The sequence below is a fragment of the Phycisphaeraceae bacterium genome, from assembly GCA_019636795.1.
Classification (GTDB): domain Bacteria; phylum Planctomycetota; class Phycisphaerae; order Phycisphaerales; family UBA1924; genus JAHBWW01.
Genome location: JAHBWW010000001.1, coordinates 22838 through 45267 on the forward strand (window position 1 = coordinate 22838; position 22430 = coordinate 45267).

Annotated in this window: 20 protein-coding genes; 11 read left to right on the plus strand and 9 right to left on the minus strand. The window is 61.8% G+C overall.

Annotated features, from left to right (window positions below; genetic code table 11):
- Positions 1–11 precede the first annotated feature (11 nt).
- Complete coding sequence (locus KF757_00110; protein ID MBX3321369.1) at positions 12–1040, plus strand: P63C domain-containing protein; 1029 nt, start codon at positions 12–14, stop codon at positions 1038–1040.
- Here KF757_00110 and KF757_00115 read toward each other — a convergent pair.
- A complete protein-coding gene (locus KF757_00115; GenBank protein ID MBX3321370.1) occupies positions 1025–1216 on the minus strand; it encodes a hypothetical protein in 192 nt (63 codons plus the stop codon). The two genes, KF757_00110 and KF757_00115, sit on opposite strands and share 16 nt — an antisense overlap.
- 94 nt (positions 1217–1310) lie before the next feature.
- Here KF757_00115 and KF757_00120 point away from each other — a divergent pair, with 94 nt between their 5' ends.
- The gene (locus tag KF757_00120) at positions 1311–1625 is read left to right on the plus strand and encodes a hypothetical protein (protein ID MBX3321371.1); all 315 of its coding nucleotides are present in this window, start codon (positions 1311–1313) and stop codon (positions 1623–1625) included.
- Between the two features lie 340 nt (positions 1626–1965).
- Here KF757_00120 and KF757_00125 read toward each other — a convergent pair whose 3' ends face one another.
- A complete protein-coding gene (locus tag KF757_00125) occupies positions 1966–2487 on the minus strand; it encodes a hypothetical protein (GenBank protein ID MBX3321372.1) in 522 nt (173 codons plus the stop codon).
- 656 nt (positions 2488–3143) lie between these two features.
- On the opposite strand from KF757_00125, the gene KF757_00130 reads away from it, so the two are divergent.
- From KF757_00130 to KF757_00140, 3 genes are all read left to right on the plus strand, one after another.
- On the plus strand, positions 3144–3620 hold the full coding sequence (locus KF757_00130; GenBank protein MBX3321373.1) for a hypothetical protein: 477 nt from the start codon (positions 3144–3146) through the stop codon (positions 3618–3620).
- A 176-nt stretch (positions 3621–3796) separates the two neighbouring features.
- A complete protein-coding gene (locus KF757_00135) occupies positions 3797–4678 on the plus strand; it encodes an HDOD domain-containing protein (GenBank protein ID MBX3321374.1) in 882 nt (293 codons plus the stop codon).
- Between the two features lie 88 nt (positions 4679–4766).
- Positions 4767–5021, plus strand: coding sequence for a hypothetical protein (locus KF757_00140; protein ID MBX3321375.1), 255 nt, complete (start codon positions 4767–4769; stop codon positions 5019–5021).
- Positions 5022–5117: 96 nt separating this feature from the next.
- Here KF757_00140 and waaF read toward each other — a convergent pair whose 3' ends face one another.
- The 4 genes from waaF to KF757_00160 all read right to left on the minus strand — a co-directional run bounded on the left by waaF (position 5118) and on the right by KF757_00160 (position 9597).
- Entirely contained in the window at positions 5118–6191 is a 1074-nt protein-coding gene (waaF, locus tag KF757_00145; protein ID MBX3321376.1) for a lipopolysaccharide heptosyltransferase II, read from the minus strand.
- On the minus strand, positions 6184–7158 hold the full coding sequence (locus KF757_00150) for an HAD-IIIA family hydrolase (protein ID MBX3321377.1): 975 nt from the start codon (positions 7156–7158) through the stop codon (positions 6184–6186). Before KF757_00150 ends, waaF begins: the two co-directional genes overlap by 8 nt.
- A gap of 72 nt (positions 7159–7230) precedes the next feature.
- The gene (locus KF757_00155) at positions 7231–7695 is read right to left on the minus strand and encodes a VOC family protein (GenBank protein MBX3321378.1); all 465 of its coding nucleotides are present in this window, start codon (positions 7693–7695) and stop codon (positions 7231–7233) included.
- Between the two features lie 138 nt (positions 7696–7833).
- Positions 7834–9597 (minus strand): molybdopterin-dependent oxidoreductase, encoded by a 1764-nt coding sequence (locus KF757_00160; GenBank protein MBX3321379.1) that lies wholly within the window; start codon positions 9595–9597, stop codon positions 7834–7836.
- Between the two features lie 172 nt (positions 9598–9769).
- Between KF757_00160 and KF757_00165 the strand changes: the two genes are divergently transcribed.
- Positions 9770–10825 carry a glycoside hydrolase family 43 protein gene (locus KF757_00165; GenBank protein MBX3321380.1) on the plus strand — a complete coding sequence of 352 codons (1056 nt, stop codon included), beginning with the start codon at positions 9770–9772 and terminating at the stop codon, positions 10823–10825.
- Positions 10826–11140: 315 nt separating this feature from the next.
- Here KF757_00165 and KF757_00170 read toward each other — a convergent pair whose 3' ends face one another.
- Positions 11141–11554, minus strand: a complete 414-nt coding sequence (locus KF757_00170) for a DUF2971 domain-containing protein (GenBank protein ID MBX3321381.1) — start codon at positions 11552–11554, stop codon at positions 11141–11143.
- 728 nt (positions 11555–12282) lie between these two features.
- On the opposite strand from KF757_00170, the gene KF757_00175 reads away from it, so the two are divergent.
- Positions 12283–13827: an ATP phosphoribosyltransferase regulatory subunit gene (locus KF757_00175; GenBank protein MBX3321382.1), complete on the plus strand. Its 1545-nt coding sequence runs from the start codon at positions 12283–12285 to the stop codon at positions 13825–13827.
- A 323-nt stretch (positions 13828–14150) separates the two neighbouring features.
- Here KF757_00175 and KF757_00180 read toward each other — a convergent pair whose 3' ends face one another.
- Both KF757_00180 and KF757_00185 read right to left on the minus strand, forming a co-directional pair.
- Positions 14151–15011 (minus strand): sulfotransferase family 2 domain-containing protein, encoded by an 861-nt coding sequence (locus KF757_00180; GenBank protein ID MBX3321383.1) that lies wholly within the window; start codon positions 15009–15011, stop codon positions 14151–14153.
- A complete protein-coding gene (locus KF757_00185) occupies positions 15008–16126 on the minus strand; it encodes a 6-phosphofructokinase (protein ID MBX3321384.1) in 1119 nt (372 codons plus the stop codon). Before KF757_00185 ends, KF757_00180 begins: the two co-directional genes overlap by 4 nt.
- Positions 16127–16249: 123 nt before the next feature.
- Between KF757_00185 and KF757_00190 the strand changes: the two genes are divergently transcribed.
- From KF757_00190 to KF757_00205, 4 genes are all read left to right on the plus strand, one after another.
- Positions 16250–16666: an EF-hand domain-containing protein gene (locus tag KF757_00190; GenBank protein MBX3321385.1), complete on the plus strand. Its 417-nt coding sequence runs from the start codon at positions 16250–16252 to the stop codon at positions 16664–16666.
- A 148-nt stretch (positions 16667–16814) separates the two neighbouring features.
- On the plus strand, positions 16815–17828 hold the full coding sequence (locus KF757_00195) for a DUF58 domain-containing protein (GenBank protein ID MBX3321386.1): 1014 nt from the start codon (positions 16815–16817) through the stop codon (positions 17826–17828).
- A gap of 6 nt (positions 17829–17834) precedes the next feature.
- On the plus strand, positions 17835–20087 hold the full coding sequence (locus KF757_00200; GenBank protein ID MBX3321387.1) for a BatA domain-containing protein: 2253 nt from the start codon (positions 17835–17837) through the stop codon (positions 20085–20087).
- On the plus strand, positions 20084–22417 hold the full coding sequence (locus tag KF757_00205; GenBank protein MBX3321388.1) for a VWA domain-containing protein: 2334 nt from the start codon (positions 20084–20086) through the stop codon (positions 22415–22417). The genes KF757_00200 and KF757_00205 overlap by 4 nt, the downstream gene beginning before the upstream one ends.
- Positions 22418–22430: the final 13 nt, after the last annotated feature.

A 22430-nucleotide genomic window follows, 5' to 3' on the forward strand; every position in this document is an offset into this window, starting at 1 on the left:
GAGCAACAAATATGACAACTGATCCGAGCGAGATGGGGAAAAAGGGCGGCAAGGCGCGAGCCGAGAAGTTATCCAAGGAAGAGAAGAGTCGAATCGCCAGCGTCGCCGCCCGTGCGCGATGGGGAAAGGATGCGCCGTCTGGTGCCGAGGATGATGTCCCCGAAGTGCTTTGTGGTTCGCCGGATCGCCCCATGCGGCTCGGCGAGGTTGAAGTGGCGTGCTATGTCCTCGACGACGAACGCCGAGTGATCATCCAGCGGGGAATGATGACCGCCCTCGACATGGCCCAAGGGACTGCTGGTCGCGGGGACGGTGATCGTCTGTCTCGTTTTTTAGCAACAAAGGCACTCAACAGCCTTGTTTCCAAGGAGTTGCGCGATGTGATCACAAGCCCCATCCGGTTCAAAACGGGGTCGTCGCTTGCGTATGGGTATGAGGCCACCGTGCTGGCGGATATCTGCGATGTTGTGCTCCAGGCCCGCAAAGACGGCACACTCCACTACCAGCAAGAACACATTGCCGATCAGTGTGAGATGCTGCTCCGGGCGTTCGCCAAAGTGGGCATCGTCGCCTTGGTTGACGAGGCCACCGGCTATCAGTATGTGCGCCAGCGAGACGCACTGGAGCGACTCCTGGAGGAGTTTTTGTCGGAGGAACTTCGCCGATGGGTCAAGACCTTCCCCGGTGCGTACTTCCGCGAACTTTGTCGGCTTCGTGGGGTGCCATTCCGGCCGGACATGCGCCTTCCGCAGTACTTTGGACATCTAACGAACGACATTGTCTACAAGAGACTCGCCCCGGGCGTTCTACAGGCCCTTCAGGAGCGGAGCCCGAAGAACGACCAAGGCAATCGTCCCAACAAACTGCATCAGTGGTTGAGCGAAAACATGGGCCACCCGAAACTCATTCAGCACCTTGGCGCGGTAATCGCACTCATGCGAGTATCCGAGGACTGGGCCTCATTCAAGAAGTTGCTCGACCAAGCCGCCGCGATTCCTGACGCCCATCAAGGCGGACTCTTCAATCAAGACGATGATTGACGGCCCGTATCCCATCCAGCCTCAAATGCCGCCCGCAGCAGCGTCCATCCACGCTCATCCACGCCCTTGATAGCCTTCGACCACTCCGCCCACGCAGCCTCAAGATCGGGCGGGAGTGACTTTTCCTTGGTGGTCTCTCGGACCACGCGGGCGGCTTCGGTGTTTGGATCGGTCATCCACTACAGTATACACTGACACGAAGAAATGTTCGACTTGCGCGATGGGCGCAGAAGAACGGACTTTGCGGTATCGGTAGCCCGGAGCGATGCAATGCTGACATGTCTCGACAAACTCGACATGCCGCTTGATGAAGGAATAGCGCAGTATGTGCGCATCCTCTGTGCTGCGGGAATCGAAACCTACGAATCATGCGAAGGCGGCGATGGACACTGCTACCCCGAGCCAACCGTTCGATTTCACGGAGATCGGTCAGAGGGAATGCGAGCACTGGCCGTTGCACAACAGCAAGATCTTCCTGTATTGTCGGTTCGGCGGGCGTGGCCGATCATCGACGGCGAGCCCACAGGACCGACTTGGGAAATGACTTTCTGGAGGAAGGCAAACGCTATTTCCCCTGTGCGTTGAGCCGTGCGCAGTGGTCGCACAGCGGCCTACCGCCAGTGCCGCTCACATGGTTGCGATGCTCAATGTTGTTCCCCTCAGTGCATTTCGTGTTGTTGTGGTGAACTTGCGAATCCTTTGCGTGCCACGGACTGGTCTTTGCCATTGTGTACCTCTTTCTCGCGACTTGGCGCGAAAACAACACAGACCAGCCGCCCGCGTGTACCTGCCCGGCGTGTGCGGTCGGCTTGGTCTGGTTGCATATCTTGTGGTTAGCCGGGCAGGCAACCATAGGACACTAGGCAATTGTTTGGCGCAAGTCAAGTCCACCCAAACATGGCGATAGGGCGTTTTCGCCGCATGCTCAAAGTGAACCACTACCGATTTCTGGCGTGGTCTTATCCACACCCCACAAAATCTGTTGCGCCTCACACGCACCGAAATCGTCCGTTCGCCCTGCCAAGCAGTAGCCTCCAGACAGCCGCCCCCGAAGTTCATTGATTTCCTTCGTCTCATCTTCCTCCAAATCAGTGTAACCCGCCTTTTCCTCAAGCTCCCGATAACGTGCGATCTCAATCGAATAGGCTTTCTCAAATGCTCTGCCAAGATCCTCAGACAGGTAGGTTGCCATCTTCCCCAGCGAGTCAAATGGGGACTTGGCGTGTGCATTGCCTAGTCTCGCTGCAATTGTTCGGTGGCTTTCATCGCCAATCTGACCCAATCCCCAAGTCACCAGCCCAACAGAGGCTCCTTCAGGGCCAACTTCGAAGATCTTCTGAGCGAAATCGAGGTGACATGTGCCATCAGGACCACCGTTCAACGTCGTTGCGCTGTCGGCACCTAAGACAACGCCTTCTGGCGACAAATGACACGCAGCGATTGTCAATTGAATCCTCCCAAAGAATCCAGATCATTGTTCTTCTACGCGAATTCATCATATCAATTTCTTCGAGCGGCCAACTGCCTACATCTGTGGGGGGTACGAACACGATCCAAATACAGCAGTCAACTCCCGGATCCTAACTCGTCTCAAACCATCACGACCTTTGTCCGGCTTGAGTTTGGTGCATTTAGGCAAGTTCACAGGAGTGCCATTTATGGACCATTGCACTTGGCTCCAGTAGCGGAATGACTTCGCAATCGGACTATGAGGGACGAGTCATGGACGAATCAGGAGGTCACTCTTTGACTCAGCAGAGGGGTGCAGATCAAGGCTTCGAAGAACGGAACGAAGGGGAAATTGGTGGTTGATTTCTACAGCCTGGATCATTTTGACGGGTTGATGGGGAAGATGGGGTTTGAGGGAGAAGGTTGAATGGAGTTTGTTGAACGCTGATTGCTCGGGTGGTTGAATTGGAATGGATGCTTTTAGAAGGTGGGGGCGTGGCGAGGTGGGCAGCACGAACAATGAGCGGCATTCTCATAATGTCGGAGTGTTGTGTGGTCGTGACAATTGAGTAAAGACTTGCTATTGTTCATTGGATCTGGGGGAGCACGAGTTGCGCCGCATGGCGCCCAATGAGGAACAGCAAGGAGCATGTGATGGCAAAGCGTAGGAAAGGCAGCGCGTTATCTAGAATTTCGACGGCAGATCTGGCGCGCGAGATTGAGAAGCGGCAATCGGAAGTGACGAAGTTGATTGATCGGCGGGACCGGCTTGCGAAGGAACTTTCGGAACTGGAATCGCAGATTTCGCTGCTTGCGCCGAGTTCGGCAGTGGTGAGGCCGGTACCCACAGTGGCTTCGAAACCTGCTCGTGGCAAGAAGCCTGGCGCGAAGAAGGGGAAGATCGGAAAGGGTGCTCCGGGCCGGAAGCGTCCGCACAATGATCTGAACCTTGCCGAATCGCTACAGAAGGTTCTGAAGAACAAGACGATGTCGGTGACGGAGGTGACGGCGGAGGTTCAGAAGGCTGGGTACAGGACGTCGGCGGAGAATTTCCGTACGATCGTGAACCAGACACTGATTCGAGATTCCCGATTTAAGAAGGTATCGCGCGGGAAGTACACGGCTGCATGACGCGTACTGAAGAGGCAGAAGTTGCGCGTTTCGTGGTTATGTGACTTAGAGGTTGCATGATGTTTGGTGTTTGAGTTGGGGTGTGGACCTCAACTCATTTTTTTTGTGTGCTGGTTTGAAAGTGTGAGGGTTAGAAGTCCGATGGTGAGGGGAGACCCATCATTGGAGAGGCACGCATGAGCGCGACAGTTGAGCAGCGAGAGCAGGTTGTATCGGCGGCGATTCGCGAGATCAGCCATATCGCGACCTTGCCGGAGATCACGCTGAAGATCATTGATCTTGTGGAGGATCCGAAGTCGACGGCGCAGGACCTGAACGGGGTGATTTCGAATGATCCCGCGTTGTGCAGCCGCATTTTGAAGGTGGTGAATTCGAGTTTTTATGGTCTTCCCGGGCAGATCGGGTCGATCAACCGTGCGATTGTGATGCTCGGGCTCAACGCGGTGAAGAACATTGCGATTGCGGCGAGTCTGGCGAAGTTGTTTCGTGGTGGGGATCTGACGCCGAGTTTTTCAGCCCGGCATTTGTGGAATCATGCGAACATGACGGCAGCGGGCGCGAAGATGATCGCGGACACGCTGCGTCTTGGGCTTGGGGATGAGGCGTATCTTGCGGGGCTGATGCATGACATCGGGATCATGGTGGAGATGCAGTTTGATCGCAATGCGCTGATTGAGGTGGTGCAGGCGATGGGTCCTGGGGCTGATGGTGCTCCGGTGGCGGACATGCTGAAGGTTGAGGCGGAGATTTTTGGGGCCGACCATCAGGACTTCGGGCAGGCGTTGTGCAAGAAGTGGAAGTTCCCGGAGACGTTTGTGCGTGTGACGGGGTATCACCACCGCCCGCTGGAGCTTGCGGCGCAGATTCGGACGATTGCGACGGTGGTGCATGTTGCGGACCGTCTGGTGGGGGATTTTAAGGATGGATTCAGGCTGGATCTGCCTTCGCTGGAGGTTGGTCCTGATGTGCTCGATGCGTTGAAGATGACGTCGGAGCAGTTGGCGGACGTGAGGTCACGTCTTGCGGAGGCTGTGACGACGATTGATCTGAGTATGTAAGGCGTGGTGTGGCGGTGCAAGAAAGGCGGCTGCGCGGTGGCGCGGTCGCCTTTCTGCAATTGTGTGGGGGCGGGTATACTTGGGCCTTATGCTTGAAGCTTCGGCAAACATCAAGGTTGGGCAGCGAGTGCGCGTGATTGGGCAGATTGCGAGGCCTTCGGGCGCTCTGGTGAGCACTGTGGAGGGGGTTGTGCTGCGCATTGGGCAGCAGAAGACCGGATCGTGGTTTGCGCATGCGCTGGACAAGAAGTTGTGGATCGATCGCGTGGAGTTGCGCAAGGATGACGGGGAGATTGTGGTGCGCAATCTTGATGCGATGACGCGGGTCGAGGTGGTGGAGTAGGGCGGGGGAGCGGGGGCAAGGGGCGCCTGGGCCTTTGTTTTGCGCTTTCGTTTTGAGCTCTCGCTTGTGCCCTCGCTTGCGCTCGGGCCTCTTTTGTTATAGGAGTTGATCGACGGCGGCGATAACTTCGTCGAGCGTGATGCGATCGATGCGCGAAGTGTGCGGGAAGTCGTTGGCGGACTGCTCTGGCGTGAGATCCTTGTTGGCGATAAGGATGATTTCGGGTGCGTCGGGATGGGTGGGGATGGTGGTCCAGCGTGGGTCGGTCGGGCCAAAGAGGGTGACCAGGGGAACGCGCAAGGCGGCGGCGATGTGGCGTGGCCCGGTGTCGTTGGTGATCATGATGGCGGCGCGAGCGACGAGTGCTTTGAGCGAGCCGAGGGAGATGCCCAGGTCGGGCAGGATGGTGCAGGGCGTGGTGGTGCTGCGTGCGATGGCGTGTGCGAGATCGCGTTCGGCGGGGGAGCCATTGATGAGAATGGCGAGGTGGTGCGAGCGAGCGAGGTGATCGGCGAGTGCGGCGAAGCGTTCGGGGGGCCAGCGTTTTGCGGGGTTGTTGCCTCCGGGGTTGAGGATGGCGTATCGCGTGGAGATTCCTGCGTGTGCGAGGAGGGTGGTAGCGGCGGCGTGCTGATCGGGCGTGGGGGCGAGTTCGAGGAGTGTGTGTGGCGGGAGGTCGAGGGGGGCGTGTGTGAGGCTGGTGAGGAGCGGTGGGGTGAGGGTGAGGGTCTGCCCGAGCATGATGCGTGCGAGGTGGATGTAATATTGCACTGCGGGGATGATGGCCCAGTGGTTGGGGGTGCGCGGGGCTTGGATGCGTTCGGTGAGGAGAAGGCTGCGGTGATCGCGGGCGTAGCCGATGCGGCGTGGTATGCCGGCGAGGGCGACGGTGAAGGCGGTGGAGAAGGAGTTGGGAAGGATGAGGGCGGTGTCGAAGCGGTGGTTTTTGAGAGTGCGTGCGACGTGCCAGGGGCCGAAGAGGCCGCGTGCGTCGGCGATGAGGTAGTCCTGGACGAGGGCGGTGCCGACGAGGAGTTCGTCGAGGCCTGGGCGGAGCATTGCGGTGAGGTGAGAGTCGGGGAGTGCGTCGCGGATGAGTCGGAGGGCGGGCGTTGCCATGATGAGATCGCCGACCCATGATGGCATGACGATGAGGACTCGTTCATGCATTTCGGTCACCGTGATCGTCGGTGTCGGGATCGTCTTCGGGGTCGTGGCCCTGGAACCAGGAGGATGAATCCCATGGTTCTTCGGGAATGTCGTCGGTGGGGGAGTTGTTGGTGTCGGGGCGGGGGTCATCGCGCCAGAGCGGGCGGCCGAGGCGTGTGCGTGCCCAGTGGTTGGTCTGTCGGCGGAGTTCGGCGGCGAATCCGAGTGCAGCCAGGCGGTGTGTGGCGAGTGTGGCGATGAGCCGTGGGCCGACGAGTTCGAGGCGGAGCATCTGGACGCCGGTGCGTTCGGCGATGGCGCTTGCGGCGGCGCGAATGGTTGGCCAGACTGAGCCGAGGAGGGCGATGTCGTCGGCTTCGAGGCTGACGGTTGATGCGGGGACGATGTGTGGCGGCGGCGTGGGGGCGAGTGATCGCTCGATGTGGGCGGCGGCGGCGGCGAGGTCTTCGAAGCGCTGGCCGGGGCCGATGCGGAGGCAGTGTGTGGGGTTGAGGCCTGCGGCGATGCCGGCTTCGACATCGCGGGGTTTGTCGCCGATGAACCATGAGCGAGCGAGGTCGAGAGAGAGTTCGCGTGCGGCGGCGAGAACCATGCCGGGCTGGGGCTTACGCCAGTTTTCGTCGATGGCGAAGCGTGGGTCGGAGCCACCGATGTGGTGGGGGGCGGCGTAGGAGGCGGTGATGAGCGGGCGGCCTTGGTGGGTCAGGAGTTGGCTGAGGCGGTCGTTGCAGGCTTCGACATCGCGGAGTGTTCCGCCGCTGAATGCGACGCCGCCTTGATTGGTGACGAGGACGAGGGTGAGGCCGAGCGATTGCAGTCGGATGCAGGCTTCGAGTGCGCCTGGAAGGAGACGGACGAAATCGGGATTGAGGAGGTCGCCGGGGCGTGCGTGGCCCCAGGCCTCGGGCGGGAGGTCGGCGTTGCGGCAGAGGGTGTCGTCGCGGTCGAGGAAGACGGCGGGGGGCATGAGGAGAGGGTAGGGATGGAATTAGTGAGCCATGTGCGCGCTGATTGTGTGCGAAGGGCGCGTGCGGTGCGATCAGAACCCGGCTTCGGCTGCGGCTTTGGCCATTTCTTCGGGTGAGAGGTCTTTGAGGTGTGTGGCGAATGACCAGACGTGGCCGAAGGGGTCGGTGACGACGGCGTAGCGGTCGCCCCAGAACATGTCGGCGGGGGGCATGGTGACGGTGGCGCCGGCGCGGGTGGCGCGATCGACGGCTGCGTCGCAGTTGGTGACGTACTGGTGGAGGTTGGTCGGTGAGCCGCCGAGGGAGGTGGCGCTGCGCGACTTTCCGCCGCAGTATTCGGGGAAGTCGTCGGCGAGGTAGAAGATGTTGCTGCCGATGCGCATCTCGGCGTGCATGAGTCGGCCGTCGGGCGCGGGCATGCGGCAGATTTCCTCGGCACCGAATGCGGTCTTATAGAAGTCCATGGCTTTGGCGCAGCCAGCGACGACGAGATGCGGGATGAAACCTTCGCAACCTTCTGGGATGGGCTTGGTCATTGGTGGTTCCTTTTGTGTGGTGTGAAGAGGATTGTAGGGGTGGGGGAGACCCGGACCTTTGGGCTTGGGGGCGAGGGGACGAATGAAGCGCAGGGTGCGCCTAAAAGATCCGGCGTCTGGAAGGCGAATGCAGACGGATTAAAGGGCGACCAGTGGCATGTCGCTTTCGATCGCGCGATCGGCGGCGGGGGTGAGGACATCGGTGATGAAGACCGAGAGGGCGGGGTTGGCGGTGGCCATGGCGGTGCGGGTGTCGGCGGCGTTGTAGAGGGTGGCGCGTTCGACGGCGACTGATGCGGTGGCGGCGGGGACCTGGCCCGGGCCTTCGTCGACGATGAGGTCGGCGTAGCCACTGGCGGGGCTGGCGAGGACTTCGCCGGCGAGGACGGCTTCGAGGTCGAGGGCGATCTGGGCTTCGGACTTGGAGTGGCCGACGACAGGAATGGCCTGCTCGAAGGCCTGGATGAGGTTTCGGGCGTTTTCAAAGGTGCCGGCTTTTTCGGCCCAAGTGGCGGCGGGGAGGACAAAGTCGGCGGCTTCGGCGAGGGGGCTTGCCAGAGTGTCGATGAGGATGAGCGTCGGACGATGCAGGGCGTTGATGACGCGGTCGGTGGCCCAGACGCTCGGATAGTTGCCGGTTGCGATGACAGCGGAGATCGCGCCGGATTCGGCACCCTTGAGCAGGTCGTCGAATGAGGTGGTGGGGCCCAGGGCGTCGATGACGCGGCAGACGCCTCGGGCGTTGGGGGCCTTCTCGGCGTACATGGTGAAGGCGTTGGTGTCGGTGGGGCTTGCGCCGGGCGGGAAGGTTTTGTCGTGGCCATCGGTGGGCACGGGGCCAAGCGCGATGGCAGCGTTGGGGTCGATCTGGCGAGCGACGCGGGCGAGGTGGTAGGCGTCTTCGCAACTGAGCATGGGGCTGAGGATGAGGCCGAGGCGCTTGCCCGATTCGGCGGCGCTGCGAAGGGCTGCGGCGGCCAGGTCAAGCGTGCGCTGCCAAGTGCTGGGGACGAGTGCGGCGTGCTGACGGCGAAGGGGCTGCGTGAGGCGGGCATCGGAGTGGATGAACTTCCAGCCGTAGCGGACTTCGTCGGTGATCCACCATTTGTTGATGGCGAGGTTGGTGCGTGGTTTGATGCGGTAGACGCGGCCTTCGTTGTGTTCGAGGTAGATGTTGTCGCCCGAAGCGGTGATGCCGTCGATCGAGGGGGTGCGCTTGAGGAACCAGACGCGCTGGGCGAAGAGGAAGTCCTTGTCGAGGAGGGCGCCGACGGGGCAGAGATCGACGACATTGCCGGCCAGTTCGTTGTCGAGGGCGACGCCGGGGAAGATGTCGATCTGGCTCTGGTTGCCGCGGCCTTCGATCATGAGTTCAGCGGTGCCGGGGACTTCGCGGGCGAAGCGGACGCAGCGTGTACACATGATGCAGCGGTCGGAGTAGATGTAGATGGTGGGGCCGAGGTCTTTTTTGGGCTGTTTGACTTTTTGTTCTTCGAAGCGGCTTGCGGAGCGGCCGTATTTGTAGGAGAAATCCTGGAGGGTGCATTCGCCGGCCTGATCGCAGACGGGGCAATCGAGCGGGTGGTTGATGAGGAGGTATTCCATCACCGCTTTCTGGTTGGCGACGGATTTTGGCGAGTCGGTGTAGACGACCATGCCATCGGTGCAGTCGGTGGCGCAGGTGGGGAGGAGTTTGCCGCCCATGAGGGGCTCGAGTTTGTTGTCGTTGCGGGGGTTGGGGGCCCAGACTTCGGCGAGGCAGATGCGGCACTGGGCGGGGATGGAGAGGCCGGGGTGGTAGCAGTATTGGGGGATTTCGAGGTCGGCGTTGTTGGCGACTTCGATGATTTTTTGCCCCGGGGTGAAGGGGAATGTTTTGCCATTGATGGTGATGCTGGGCATGGGAAGCCTCGGTACAGACACACAGCGCCCCGGACCGGCCCGGGGGGAGAGAGCATGGTAGGGGAGGGGGAGGGGCAGGAGGCAGGCAGGCCACGCGACAGGACGGGGGTGGATGGTGCGCGATCGCGGGTGTGGGCGATGGGTCCCGGGTACAGTCTCACGCATGACACGAATGGCAACAATTTTGAGCGTGCGGGGCTTGCATGTACTGGGCTTGGGTGTGCTGGCGCTCGGCCTTGGCGGGTGTGCGGGGCGTCGCGTTTCACAGGGCCCCGCGCCCGAGCCGATCGCGATGAGCGGCAATCCTGTGTTCGAGGGTTGGTACGCCGATCCTGAGGGCATGATTTTCGGCGATCGGTACTGGATCTTTCCCACCTTTTCCGCGCCGTACGATCAGCAGTTGCACTTCGATGCGTTTTCCTCGCCGGACCTGGTGACATGGACGAAGCACGAGCGCGTGCTGACCTCGGCGGACATCACCTGGGCGCGACGCGCAATGTGGGCGCCCGCTGTCATCGAAAAGGACAATCGTTTTTTCCTGTTCTTCGGCGCGAACGATATTCAGAGCGACCAGGAATTGGGCGGGATCGGCGTGGCCGTTGCGGACAAGCCCGAGGGGCCGTACCGCGATCTGCTCGGCAAGCCGCTCATCGATCGCTTTCACCACGGCGCGCAGCCGATTGATCAGTTCGTGTTTCGTGACAGCGACGGCACCGACTATCTCATCTACGGCGGATGGCGCCATTGCAACATCGCGCGGCTGCGCGATGACTATCGCGGCTTTGAAGCGTTTGACGACGGAGAGATCTTCAAGGAAATCACGCCCGAGGGGTACGTCGAAGGGCCTTTCATGTTCAAACGCGATGGGCGATACTACTTCATGTGGTCCGAAGGAGGCTGGACGGGGCCTGACTATCGCGTTGCGTACGCCATCGCGGATTCGGTGATGGGGCCGTGGCAGCGCATCGGGGTGGTGCTGCAGCAGGACCCGGCCATCGCGACCGGTGCCGGGCACCACAGCGTGATCCGCAAACAGGGGCGCGGCGGCGAAGCCGGGCGCGGCGGCGATGAGTGGTTCATCGTCTACCACCGTCGCCCGCTCGGAGAAACGGACCGCAATCACCGCGTCGTGTGCATCGACCGGATGGAGTTCGATGAGCATGGGTTCATCAAGCCGGTCAAGATCACGTTCGAGGGCGTCCCGGCGTCGCCGCTGAAGCCGAACTGATCCAGACGCGGGCTAACGCGGGCCAACACGGAACCACGCGCGCACCTGAACCGCACGTCGGCGGGCAGCGTGATCATGGTGCTCTGGGCATGGGCTCACATGCGTACCCGGTCTGTGATGCAGCCGGGCGCTCTTGCCACTGCGCAGAGTGGCGAGTTTTTGTGGTGCGCCATGATCGGTTCGAGATCGTGGTCACGCAAAGCCATGGCCACGGCACCCGGCCTGTGATGCGGTGTTCGCTCCAATGTCCATGCTCAAGGATCAGAGCCTCTTTGAGCATGCCACCCGCCCAACCAGCCGAAAACTCAGTACAGGTCAGGCATCAACGCTTGTGAGACTCAGCCGATCAGGCGGCAAGGTGACACGAGCATATGCAACTTCGGGATTGACACTTTGAGCACCCAAGAGCACTTTGCTGGCAAGGTCGACATCCGCGCGACAACCAGAGACCACAGATACCAACGCTCCAGCAGGGAAGGGAATGTCTTCGTGGGTCTGTGGGCCGTGCGAATCCGCGGCCAGTACAAATCGCCACTCCCGTTCGTATCGCCAGTCGGAGTGTTTGACCAACGCCCAACGGCGATCCACTATGGAGGGACTTGGTGTGCCGAAAACTATGGCACGATTCCACTCCTCGAGTTCAATGATTTTGGGAAGATCTTCTCGGTACTCAATGGGCTCAAGCGGCCGCTGCCATTTTCGCTCAAGAATGCTTGAGTCAAATCCCAATACAAACCCGCGATGCTGATCTCCGTAATGGGACCACATCAAGACAGACAGATGGTCCTCACAGAAACAGCAAACTCTCATTCGTCGGTGAAGTTGTCGCAGTTGCTCCCTAAGGCCCGGGGGCGGGTCTGCTCCATCGTCTCCCACTTCGGCGACTATCTCTGCGATCCTCGTTTCACGTTGACACATGGGCAGTGTTGTTATCTCCGCCCTCATCGCTCTTAGCCCTAGCAAGTGTGTTGGGTCTGCATTGGAGGGGACTGATTCGGGGTTGCGAAGCGCCAGTTGAAGCAGGCCCCTTCGTTCCGCTGCGGCTGATCGCGTGCAAAGATGCCAGAAAGGGTCCCATTGTGAATCAAGGGGATCATTGAATTCGATCGGGGATCGAAACCGAAGGCGACCTGATGATAAGATATTTTTTGCAATCTCTGCGGTCACATATTTATAGATAATAACAGGAGGAGCCTTTCCCCTGCCTTGTACATGCAACTCGAACTCATGGCTGCTTTTTGCCATGGCGACCCTGGCCCTCTGTTACCGAGGCCTGAGTTTAGCTCGATTGAGCTCCGAGATTTTTCGCGCAGCAGTGGCTACTCCGGCAAGAACGACCTGTCCGGAGTGCCGACTCAACTGCTGCTTGCGCCGTACGAAACGGTTCGCTCGGTGTCCTCCCACGTAGATTGGTGGCTGAGGTCGAGCCTCCCGTTGCCCCCTAACCTTCCCCCACGATGAGTGACCGCAAGATCCCCGCTCCGACTGGCACGCGCGACTTGTACCCTGACGATGTTCTGGCGCGGCGATACCTCACGCAGACGTGGCGCGATACGGCCATTCGTTGCGGGTTTGAGGAGATTGAGGGGCCGACGTTTGAGCATCTGGACCTGTACACGATCAAGAGCGGCGAGGGGATCGTCAGCGAGTTGTTCAGTTTCAGGCGCAGCGGGGGGGAGAAGGATTATGCGTTGCGGCCGGAGTTCACGCCGACGCTGGCGCGGATGTATGCGGCGCGGGCGCAGCAGTTGCCCAAGCCTTGCAAGTGGTTCACGGCGGGGCCGTACTTTCGTGCCGAGCGGCCACAGCGGGGGCGGTTGCGGGAGTTTTTGCAGTGGAACATGGATTTTCTGGCTGATGACGGCTCGCCTGCGGGGCGTGCGATGGCCGAGACGGAGATTGAGCACGCGATTTTGTCGTGTTTCATGACGCTGGGGCTTGGGCCGGGCGATGTGACGCTGCGGCTGAGCCATCGGACTGCGACGGCGAACATTCTGCGGTTCTGTGGGGTGCCTGATGACAAGGTGGAGGCGTGGTTCGGGCTGCTGGATCGGGCGCAGAAGATTCCGTTCGAGACGTATGTTGAACTCGCGCGGGCGCTGGGGGCTGAGGAGCCGACAGCCCAGCGTGTGCGGGCGGCGATCGAGTCGAAACTTGAAGGCGATTCGGAGGATGCGACGTTGATCGGTCGGTTGTTTTCGCGTGATCCTTCGTCGCTTTCGGCGGCGGAGCGGCAGTTTGCGGCCGAGCAGGTGGTGCCGTATGTGCGGCAGTTGGCGTCGACGTGGGTGAATCTTGGGCTGGTGGGGGTGTCGCCTTCGCCGGTGCGGATTGATTTTCGTGTGGTGCGTGGGCTGGCGTATTACACGGGGCTGGTGTTCGAGGCCACGGCCGAGGGCGAACGGGCGGTGTGTGGTGGTGGTCGGTATGACGGATTGGTGGAGTTGTTTGGTGGGCCTGCGACGCCAGCGGTGGGGTTCGGGATGGGCGACGTGGTGCTGGGGTTGCTTCTGGCGGAGCGGGACTTATGGCCGAAGGGTGCGGAGTTGGCCGATGCGGTGAGTCGTGCTCCGGCGAGCGCGAGGCCGGAGGTTTTTGTGATTTCGGCGGATGACGAGGCGACGGATCCGATCGAGCGTGGGCTGGTGCTGATGCTGCGATCGGGGATCGAGAGCATGGCCTACCGCGAGCGGCGCGGCAAGCCCTGGGAGCGTGATCGGTATGAGGCGAGGTCGGGCGGGGTGAGGCCGATGCACGCTCGGCAGAGTTACAAGAGCACGCGGAATCTGAAGAAACTGCTGGCCGATGCAGAGCGGCAGCAGGCGAAGTTTGCGGCGATTGTGCACGGGCTGGAGCGGGTGCAGCTCAAGGATCTGGATCGGCGGGTGGATCTGACGCCGGCGGATCTTGGGGTGGGGTCGATAGCGGAGTTCAGTGCTGTGCCGACGAGCCCGGTGTATGTGGGGCGTGCGGCAGCGGCGCTGGTTGATGCTGTTCGTTGATGCAGCGGCTCTCGATCAGTCCGGCTTTTCGGGAAGGCGGTAGCGGAGCATGAGCGAGGTCGGGCTTGGCGGGTAGTGCAGTTTGACACGGAAGCCATGGAACGCGCCGATGTCCGAGCCGAGGCGGGCGTGAATGGCGCGGAGCAGGGATTTGTGGCTTGGGAATTCGGGAGTGACGGGGGCTGTGCGTACTGCAGAACGATCGCAACTCCCACCAGGCTGTTGTCTCGGACGAGAGACAAGAGGTCAGCCTTTTCTTTGCGGTGGAGTGATCAATGCGCTGCGCGACCTCACAGCCTGCTCGGCGTTGTCTAATCCCAATTTCAAACTGTCGATCGAGGTGAGCGTCGCACCATTGCAGCGAGGGATTCAAGACGTCGGTTCGTTGCGACGTAGCGGGCCAGTCGGGCTGCGAATCGTTCGCCAGCGGCAGCGGTGCTCGCTTCAAACTGTGAGACTGCTTGCTTGTACAGCACGTCGTCAAGTGCGTTTCGTTTTCGAATTTTCTCTAGGAGTTCGGGATCGGGTGCAGGTTCCAATTCCCCGCGCCTGCTGACACGGGTGCGTACGCAGGGCAGTGGCTTCCAGCCGAGCTTGTCGGTCAGCAGAAGCAGAGATTCGTCGAATCGCTCGGTCAAGCCGGTAAACCAGAGTTCGTGCTTGATGCGGTGCAAGGCGCGATCGAGTGCCGCATCAGGACAGGAACCTGGCGGCCCATCGACAAAGCGACCCTCCTCTGCACCAAGGTAACGGACCATGGCGTTGTCAACAAAGTATGGATGAATCTGAGTTTGGCCCAATGCAAAATCGGCAAGTGAAAGCGCCGGATCGATTGCGCGGCAGTCCCGCAGATACCGCCAAGCCGAGATGACACGACTGACGGGATCGCGCAGCATCGTCATGACGTGTGCTGGCGCGGGTAACTGTTGCACGATCGGAAATCCAACATGTGCGGCGAAATAGCGCACACGGCGTCGTTGCGGCTCAGTCAGACCAGCGATGCGCTGGCACCGGGCGTCGAGGTGTTCCTGGTTCGAGTAGCCGAGTCGGTAATAGCCGAGCGTCTGATGGTGGCGCAGCCAGTGAATGGGCGGCCAAACGGAGAGGCGAATTCGCAACCATCTTCCGAGCGTTGTTCCGCCCGTTTTCGGGATGTGAAGCAGAATCAGCAGGGGATCATTCATGAGTCGCCAAAGCATGTGTAGACGCTGCGTGCGGCTTCGATGAGCGGGTCGTCGGGCGGGACGAGGCGTTGTTTGTCGGCGGCGGCGGTGATTTCGACATCGCCGAGGATGCCGCCCTGCATGACGACGAGGCGGTTTCGTTTGCCGGTGTGGAGCATTCGCATGGCGTGGTCGCCGAGGAGTGTTGCGAGGATGCGGTCGCCGGGGACGGGGGTTCCGCCGCGCTGGACGTGGCCGAGGACGACGTAGCGTGATTCGATTTCGGTGCGTTGTTCGACTTCGTTGGCGAGCCACTTTCCGATGCCGCCGAGGCGGATGGGGTCGGGGCTGGTGGGGTCGTAGCGTTCGACGATCTGCTTGCCGCCTTTTGGTTTTGCGCCTTCGGAGGCGCAGATGATGCTGAAGCGTTTGCCGCGTTGGTTGCGCCAGAGGCAGTAGTCGCAGACGACATCGAGATCGAATGGGATTTCGGGGATGAGGATGACGTCGGAGCCGCTGGCTACGCCGGCGTGCAGGGCGATCCATCCGGCGTTGCGGCCCATGACTTCGACGACCATGACGCGGTGATGGCTTGCGGCGGTGGTGTGGACGCGGTCGAGGGCGTCGGTGGCGACGGCGACGGCGGTCTGGAAGCCGAAGGTGATGTCGGTGCCCCATAGGTCGTTGTCGATGGTTTTGGGGACGCCGATGCAGTTGATGCCGCGATCGGCGAAGGGTTTGGCGGCGGACATGGTGCCGTCGCCGCCGATGACGACGAGGGCCTGAATGCCGTGGATCTCGAGGTGGGTCATGCAGACATCGGTCATGTCGCGCCAGATGGGTGTGCCATCGGGGTTTTTGCCGACGGCGAATTTCTGGGGGTTGGCCTTGTTGGATGACCCGAGGATGGTGCCTCCAACGCCGAGGATGTTGGAGACGTCGTCGTTGGTGAGTGGTCGGATGCGGTCTTCGATGAGGCCGAGGAAGCCGTCTTCGATGCCGAAGACTTCCATGCCGTGGAAGAGGGCGTCCTTGGTGACGGCTCGGATGACGGCGTTGAGTCCTGGGCAGTCGCCGCCTCCGGTGAGGACGCCGATGCGGGTGATGCCGGAGGCGGAGACACGATCGGTGGGCATGGTGGAGTTATCGGCACAGAAGGGGAGGAGCCGCGAATCGGGGGCGGAATGTCCGCAATAGGGGAGAGGGATAGAGCGTTGTGCGAAGGCGAATCAAGATCGACTCTTTTGAGAGGTATCAAGATGATGCGATTTGTGCTTTGTGGGCTGTTTGGGCTTCTGATGTGTGGCATGGCGCAGGCACAGGTTGGTGTGCGTGAGGGTGGGGAGAAGTCCCGTCCGGCACGTGGGCCTGAGTTGCGCGAGCGTGTGCGAAGCGAAGCCGTCAAGCGTTTTGATAAGGATGGGGACGGGAAGTTGTGTGGCCAGGAGCGTGGGGAAGCCCGCGCTGCGGTGCGTGAGCGTCTTGAGGCCCGGCGTGCGGAGTTGGTTGCGGAGTTTGATGCCAATGGCGACGGGAAACTCGACGAGACTGAGCGGCGCGCGGCGTTTGAGGCCCGCGGCTGGGGTGATCGGGCGCGTTTTGGAGCAAAGGAACGTGGCGAGCGGGGGCGTGTGCTTCGCGAGCGCCAGCGTGGCGCGAAGCCTGCGCGTGATTGATTGACGAGAAATAAAGGAAGAGACCTCGCTCGCGCGAGGAGGGGTTTCGGGGAAGGCCCGGTCGAAGAGGATTCGGCCGGGTTTTTTTGGTTGGCGAGTTTTCGGGGCGGTGCGCGGCTGCGAGGTTTGGCGACGGTACGATCCTGCAATGGCGAGCGATGAAACCCGGCCCATCTCTGATCGGCCTCCGTCTGACCGGCCTGATGCGTCGATGTATCTGCACCCGCAGACACTGGCGCGGCTGGGGAGTTTCGAGTTGCGGGCGAAGATGATCGTCGAGGGCGTGATGAGCGGCCAGCACCGCTCGCCGTATCAGGGCGTGAGCGTTGAGTTTGCGCAGCACAGGCCGTATGTGTCGGGCGATGACATTCGACACCTGGACTGGAAGGTCTTTGGTCGCACGGACAAGTTGCACCTGAAGCAGTATCAACAGGAAACAAACCTCGATGTTGTGGTGATGGTGGATGCGTCGGGGTCGATGGATTACGGCTCGAGGTCGTATCAGGAGGCGTCGGGCGTGGGGCGAACGACTTCGCCGGACGGGCGTGTGTACTGGTCGAAGTTTGACCACGCGACGGCGGTGGCGGCGGCGATGAGTTACATCACGTTGCGGCAGGGGGATCGCGTGGGGCTGGTGGTGTTCGCCGACGAGGTGCGGCGGATTGTGAGCCGATCGAGCCAGCGTGGGACGTGGCGGCAGGTTGTCGAGGCGTTGAGCACGCACCCGGTGGATCGGCCAACGGACCTGCTGCGCGTGGTGGATCAGATTCTGGGCAAGGTGTCGAACCGATGTCTGTTTGCGATTGTGAGTGATTTGTTTGTGGAGCCGGAGGTCTTGCAGACGGCGCTTGCACGTCTGAAGCATCGGGGGCACGATGTGATTCTGTTCCAGGTGATGGACAGGGCGGAGCTCGAGTTCGACTTCGATGCGATGTCGCGTTTTGAAGGGCTTGAGGGCGAGGCGCGGATCGCGGTCGATCCGCGAGCACTGCGCGACGGGTATCTTGAGGCGCTGCGTGAACATCTGGAGAAGGTTGAGAAGACGGCGCGTTCGTTTGGTTTTGATTATGAGAAGGTGAGTACGCATGAGTGGCTGGGGCCGACCCTTGCGTCATTTGTGGCTCATCGCAACGCGCAGATCAAGCGCCGGAAGTACGGGTGACGCATCGTGTGGCCTTCGTTTGCCCATCCTGCGATCCTGACGGCGGGTCTGGCGTGCGTCGCTGTGCCGATTCTTGTGCATTTGCTGACGAGGCGGCGGCGGAAGGTTGTGCGATGGGCTGCGATGCGGTTTCTGCTCGAGGCGTATCGGCGTCAGCGACGTCGGTTGCAGATGGAGCAGTTGCTGCTGCTCGCTGCGCGATGCCTGCTTGTGGCGCTGATCGGCATGGCGATCGCGAGGCCATACTTTGCGGGATCGGGTGCGGAGGCGAGCGGGGCGCGAACAGTCATTGTCGCGATCGACAACAGCCTTGCATCAAGCGTACGTGATGATGATGGAAGCATGGCGCTCGATCGGCTCAAGGCTGAGGCGCGTGCGCTTGTTGGTTCGCTCAATGCGGGCGCGGGCGATGTGGTTGGATTGATCGCTCTGGGCGGTCCGGCACAGGCGCTGGTGATGCCCCCGAGTTCGGATCTTGCGGCGGTGCTGCGATTGATTGACGAGTTGACGCCGACGGATTCGGCTGCTGATGTTGCGGGCGCGCTGCTGGAAGTTGACGCCATGGAGAGTGTTGGTTCTTCGAGGCTGATTTCGCTGGTGCTCCTGAGCGAGTGGTTGGCGGGGTCGGTCGCGCTGGATCGGTCGTTGAGGCCTTTGCGGCGTGCGGTGGAGGTGGTGGGGCGTGAAGTGCGTACGACTGGGCCGATGAATGTTGCGGTCACGCATGTTGAACCGCCGCGGTCGTTGCTGGTGCGTACGGGGCTTGGATCGGCGGATCTATCGAATCCGATTCGGGTGGTGCTGCGTCGGAGCGGCAGCGGGATTGATGAGCCGAGCGTGACCCAGGTTCGGGCACGGATCGAGGGCGCGAGCGGCGATCCGGTGGAGTTGGGGACTGCGGTGGTGCGTTGGGAGATGGGGCAGCGCGAAGCGGTGGCGACGATTGCGGTGCGAAGTTCGGCGCTGGCATCGGCTGGAGCGATGGGGCTGCTGAGTGTCGGGATTGATCGTGATGCGATCGAAGGCGACAACGAGTGGCGTGTGCCGGTGGAGTTGCGTGATGCCATTCGTGTTGGCGTGGTTGCGCCTGCGCGGTTTGGTCGGCAGGTGGGTGTGGGGCGATTCGAGGCGTCGGACTGGGTGATGCTGGCGCTGGTGCCGACGGCAGAGAGTGCGAGCGGACTTGAGATTGTCGAGGTGCTTCCGGGTGCGATTGATCGGCCCAGGCTTGGGTCGCTTGATGCGGTGATCGTGCTGCGGCCGGACATGGTTGACGTTGGGTCGTGGGCTCTGCTGCGCGAGGTGGTGGATCGTGGTGGGCTGGTGGTGGTGGCGCCGCCGATCGAGGCGCAGGTGCATACGTGGCCGGATGCAATGGTGTCGGCATTCGGGCTGGAATGGCAGATCGGGCGCGAGGTTCGCACGCTGGAGCCTTCGGAGACACTTGCTCGGCCCGGAGCAAGCGAGGCTTCGCTGTTGCGTGTCATAGCGGGTGAGTTGCCGTATCTGGTCGAGTCGGTGCGGGTGTCGAAGTTGCTGGACGTGACGGTCGGGCAAAGGCAGGAAGGAAGCTCATCGCTGGCAGGTGATCGGCTGGAGTCTGATCCGATCGTGTCCGGGGAAGTGGGATTGCGAACGGCGAGCGGAAAGCCGGTGCTGCTGATCGGTGTGCCCGAGGGCTCGCGTGGGGTTGTGGTGTTGTTGTCGACAGCACTGGACCCGACATGGACGGATCTGCCGGCCAAGCCGTTGATGGTGCCGTTGATGCAGGAAGTGGTGCGGCAAGGTGTGGCGCGAGGATCGCAGGGCTTGATGTTGGTGAGCGGCGTGCAGGCACCTCGACCGAGCGGCGTGGTGGAGTTGGTGCCGGCTGGTCTGGGTCCGCGCGTTTCGTTGCGTGATGGTGCGCCGACGGCTGTGCTGCGGCATGTGGGGGTGTGGCGTGCGGTCGACGCATCGGGTTCGCCGCGGGTGACGGTGGTGGCCAATGCCGATCATGCGGGCTCGGATACGTCGGCGTTGAGCGAAGGCGCGGTGGCGGACTGGTTGCGTGGTGTGACGGATTCGCCGGTGCGACTGGTCGCGGGTCGCGATGTGGCTGGCGCCCTTGCGGCGAGCGGTGAGGCTGGGGAAACGCGCGGGGCTGGTTTTGCGTGGATGCTGCTGTTTGCGGCGGCGGCATTGGCGGCGTTGGAGATGTTTGCTGCGCGAGTTGCGAGTCACGCGGGCGTGTCGGTTGCACCCGGAGGTGCGGCGTGAGCGGGTTTCTGGACACACTTTTTGGGCTTGATGGGCTGGGGTTCTCGGATCCGGAGGCGGTGTTCGGATTCGCCAGGCCGGTGCCCGCCTGGGTGTGGGCGATTGTTGTGGCGGTTGTTGTGGCGATTGTCGCAAGTTCGTATGCGCGGCTGAGTGTTTCGCGTCCCGTCCGAGTAGCGCTTGCGAGCATGCGCGTCGTGTTCATCATGGTGCTGCTGGTGGTGGCGTGCGGTCCGGAGTTGCGTAAGAGCAATGAACGTGTGGAGCCCGACTGGGTTGTGATGATGATTGATCGGTCGCAGTCGATGATGATTGCGGACGCGGGGGTGCGGCCGGCGCTGGTGTCGCGCGAGGAGCAGTTGCAGGAGATTCTGGGGGCGTCCAGGCCTGTGCTGGTGTCGATTGACGCGAACAAGCGTGTGGTGTGGCTCGGGTTTGATTCTTCGGTGTACGAACTTGATGGCCGCCTCTTGGAGGAGCCTGGGCTGCAGGGTGTGCCGGAAGGTCGGAGCACTGCGATCGGGGCATCGATGGAGGCCGCGTTGCAGCGTGTGGCTGCGAGGCCTTTGTCGGCGATTGTGCTGTTCTCCGATGGGCAGTCGGTGGATGCTGTTTCGCGTGCGGTGCGGCGCTCGCTTGAACGGCAGCGTGTGCCGGTGTATGCGGTGGCGCTGGGCAGCGCAGACCCGATTTCGGATATGTCAATTCGGCGTGTGGTGGCACCGGAGGTGGTGTTTGTCGATGATGTCGTGACCGTCGGCGTGGAGATCGAGCATCGAGGTGCGACTTCGGGGCGGGCGCGGTTGCAGTTGCGCGATGCGGCGACGGATGAACTTGTCGACGAGCAGGAAGTTGAGGTCGCGGCGGATGGTACTGCGACGGTGCGTCTTTCGACGCAGCTCTCCGAGGCTGGGGGCCGGCGATTGACGGTGACGCTGATCCCGGAACAGGATGATTTGATCGCGGACAACAACATGGCGCAGGTTTCAGTGGAATTGGTTGATCGGCCGTTGCGGGTGCTGTATGTGGATGGGTATCCGCGGTGGGAGCATCGCTATCTGAAGACGCTGCTGTTGCGCGAGCGGTCGATTCGGTCGTCGTCGCTCTTGTTGTCGGCGAACAGGCGGTATTTGCAGGAGGGAGATGTCGAGATCGACGCGCTGCCGCGATCTGTAGAGGAGTGGGCGGAGTACGACGTGGTCGTGATTGGCGACTTGAGGCCAGAGTTGATCGGCGAGGACACTCTCATCGATCTTCGGCAGCACATCGCCGAGCGTGGTGCGGGGCTGATCTGGGCGAGCGGGCCTGGTGCGGTGCCTCTGGCATGGCGAGGGACGGCACTGGCGGACCTGCTACCGATGTCGCTCGATGTCGAACAGGCGGTGCGGGTGTGGCGCGAGCCGGTGACGATGCGGCGAACCGTGGCGGCTGCGGACCTTTCGCTGCTCGAAATGAGCGATGCCACGAGCGCGACATCGGGGGATGCGGGGTGGCCTGAGATATTGTCGGACCACAATACAGGATGGGCGAGGCTGCACTGGGCGCAGCAGATCGCGCCCGCTGCGATCAAGCCTGGTGCGGTGGCGCTGGCGACGTTCGAGACGGAGCGCGGCGCTGCGGATGGAACTTCGCCAGCGGTGCTGATGATGCGTTTTGGAGCGGGGGTGAGTGTGTATATCGCGACGGACGAGACGTGGCGATGGAGGTATGGGCGTGGCGAGGATCTGAGTGAGCGGTTCTGGGTGCCGATGATCAGGCAGTTGGGGCGGGCGAGTCTGGCGCGCGGCGATCGTGCGGTGCTGCTGACCGCATCGCCCGAAGCTGCGTTGGTGGGCCAGCCTGTCCGGATCGGGGTGGAACTGCTGGATCAATCGCTGATCGATTCAAGGGCTTCGGCAGTGTCGGTGCGCGTGGGTTCGGAGACATCGGGGATCAGGGTGACACTCGATCCGCAGGCGGACGGACGCGGACGGCACTTTGGTGGGACTTGGGTGCCCGATCGACCGGGGCGGTACGTGGTTGCCATTGATGACCCGCTGATACCCACAACCGGGGAGGGTCGGGTTGTAACGGTGGTGTGGCCGGACGATGAATCGCGCACGCCTCAGACGAATCACGAACTGTTGCGCGAACTGGCGGAGTCGACGGGTGGAAGCATTCTGACGGCGGATGGGTTGGCACAATTGGAGGCCAGTCTCCCGAACAGGGCGGTGACCATTGCGGGAGAGCCTGAAATCCGGACGCTGTGGGACAGACCCCTTGTTTTGGTGGTCTTAATGGTCTTGTTGGCGTTGGAGTGGGTTGGGAGGCGTGTGGTGAGGCTGGCGTGAATCGGGGTTGTGG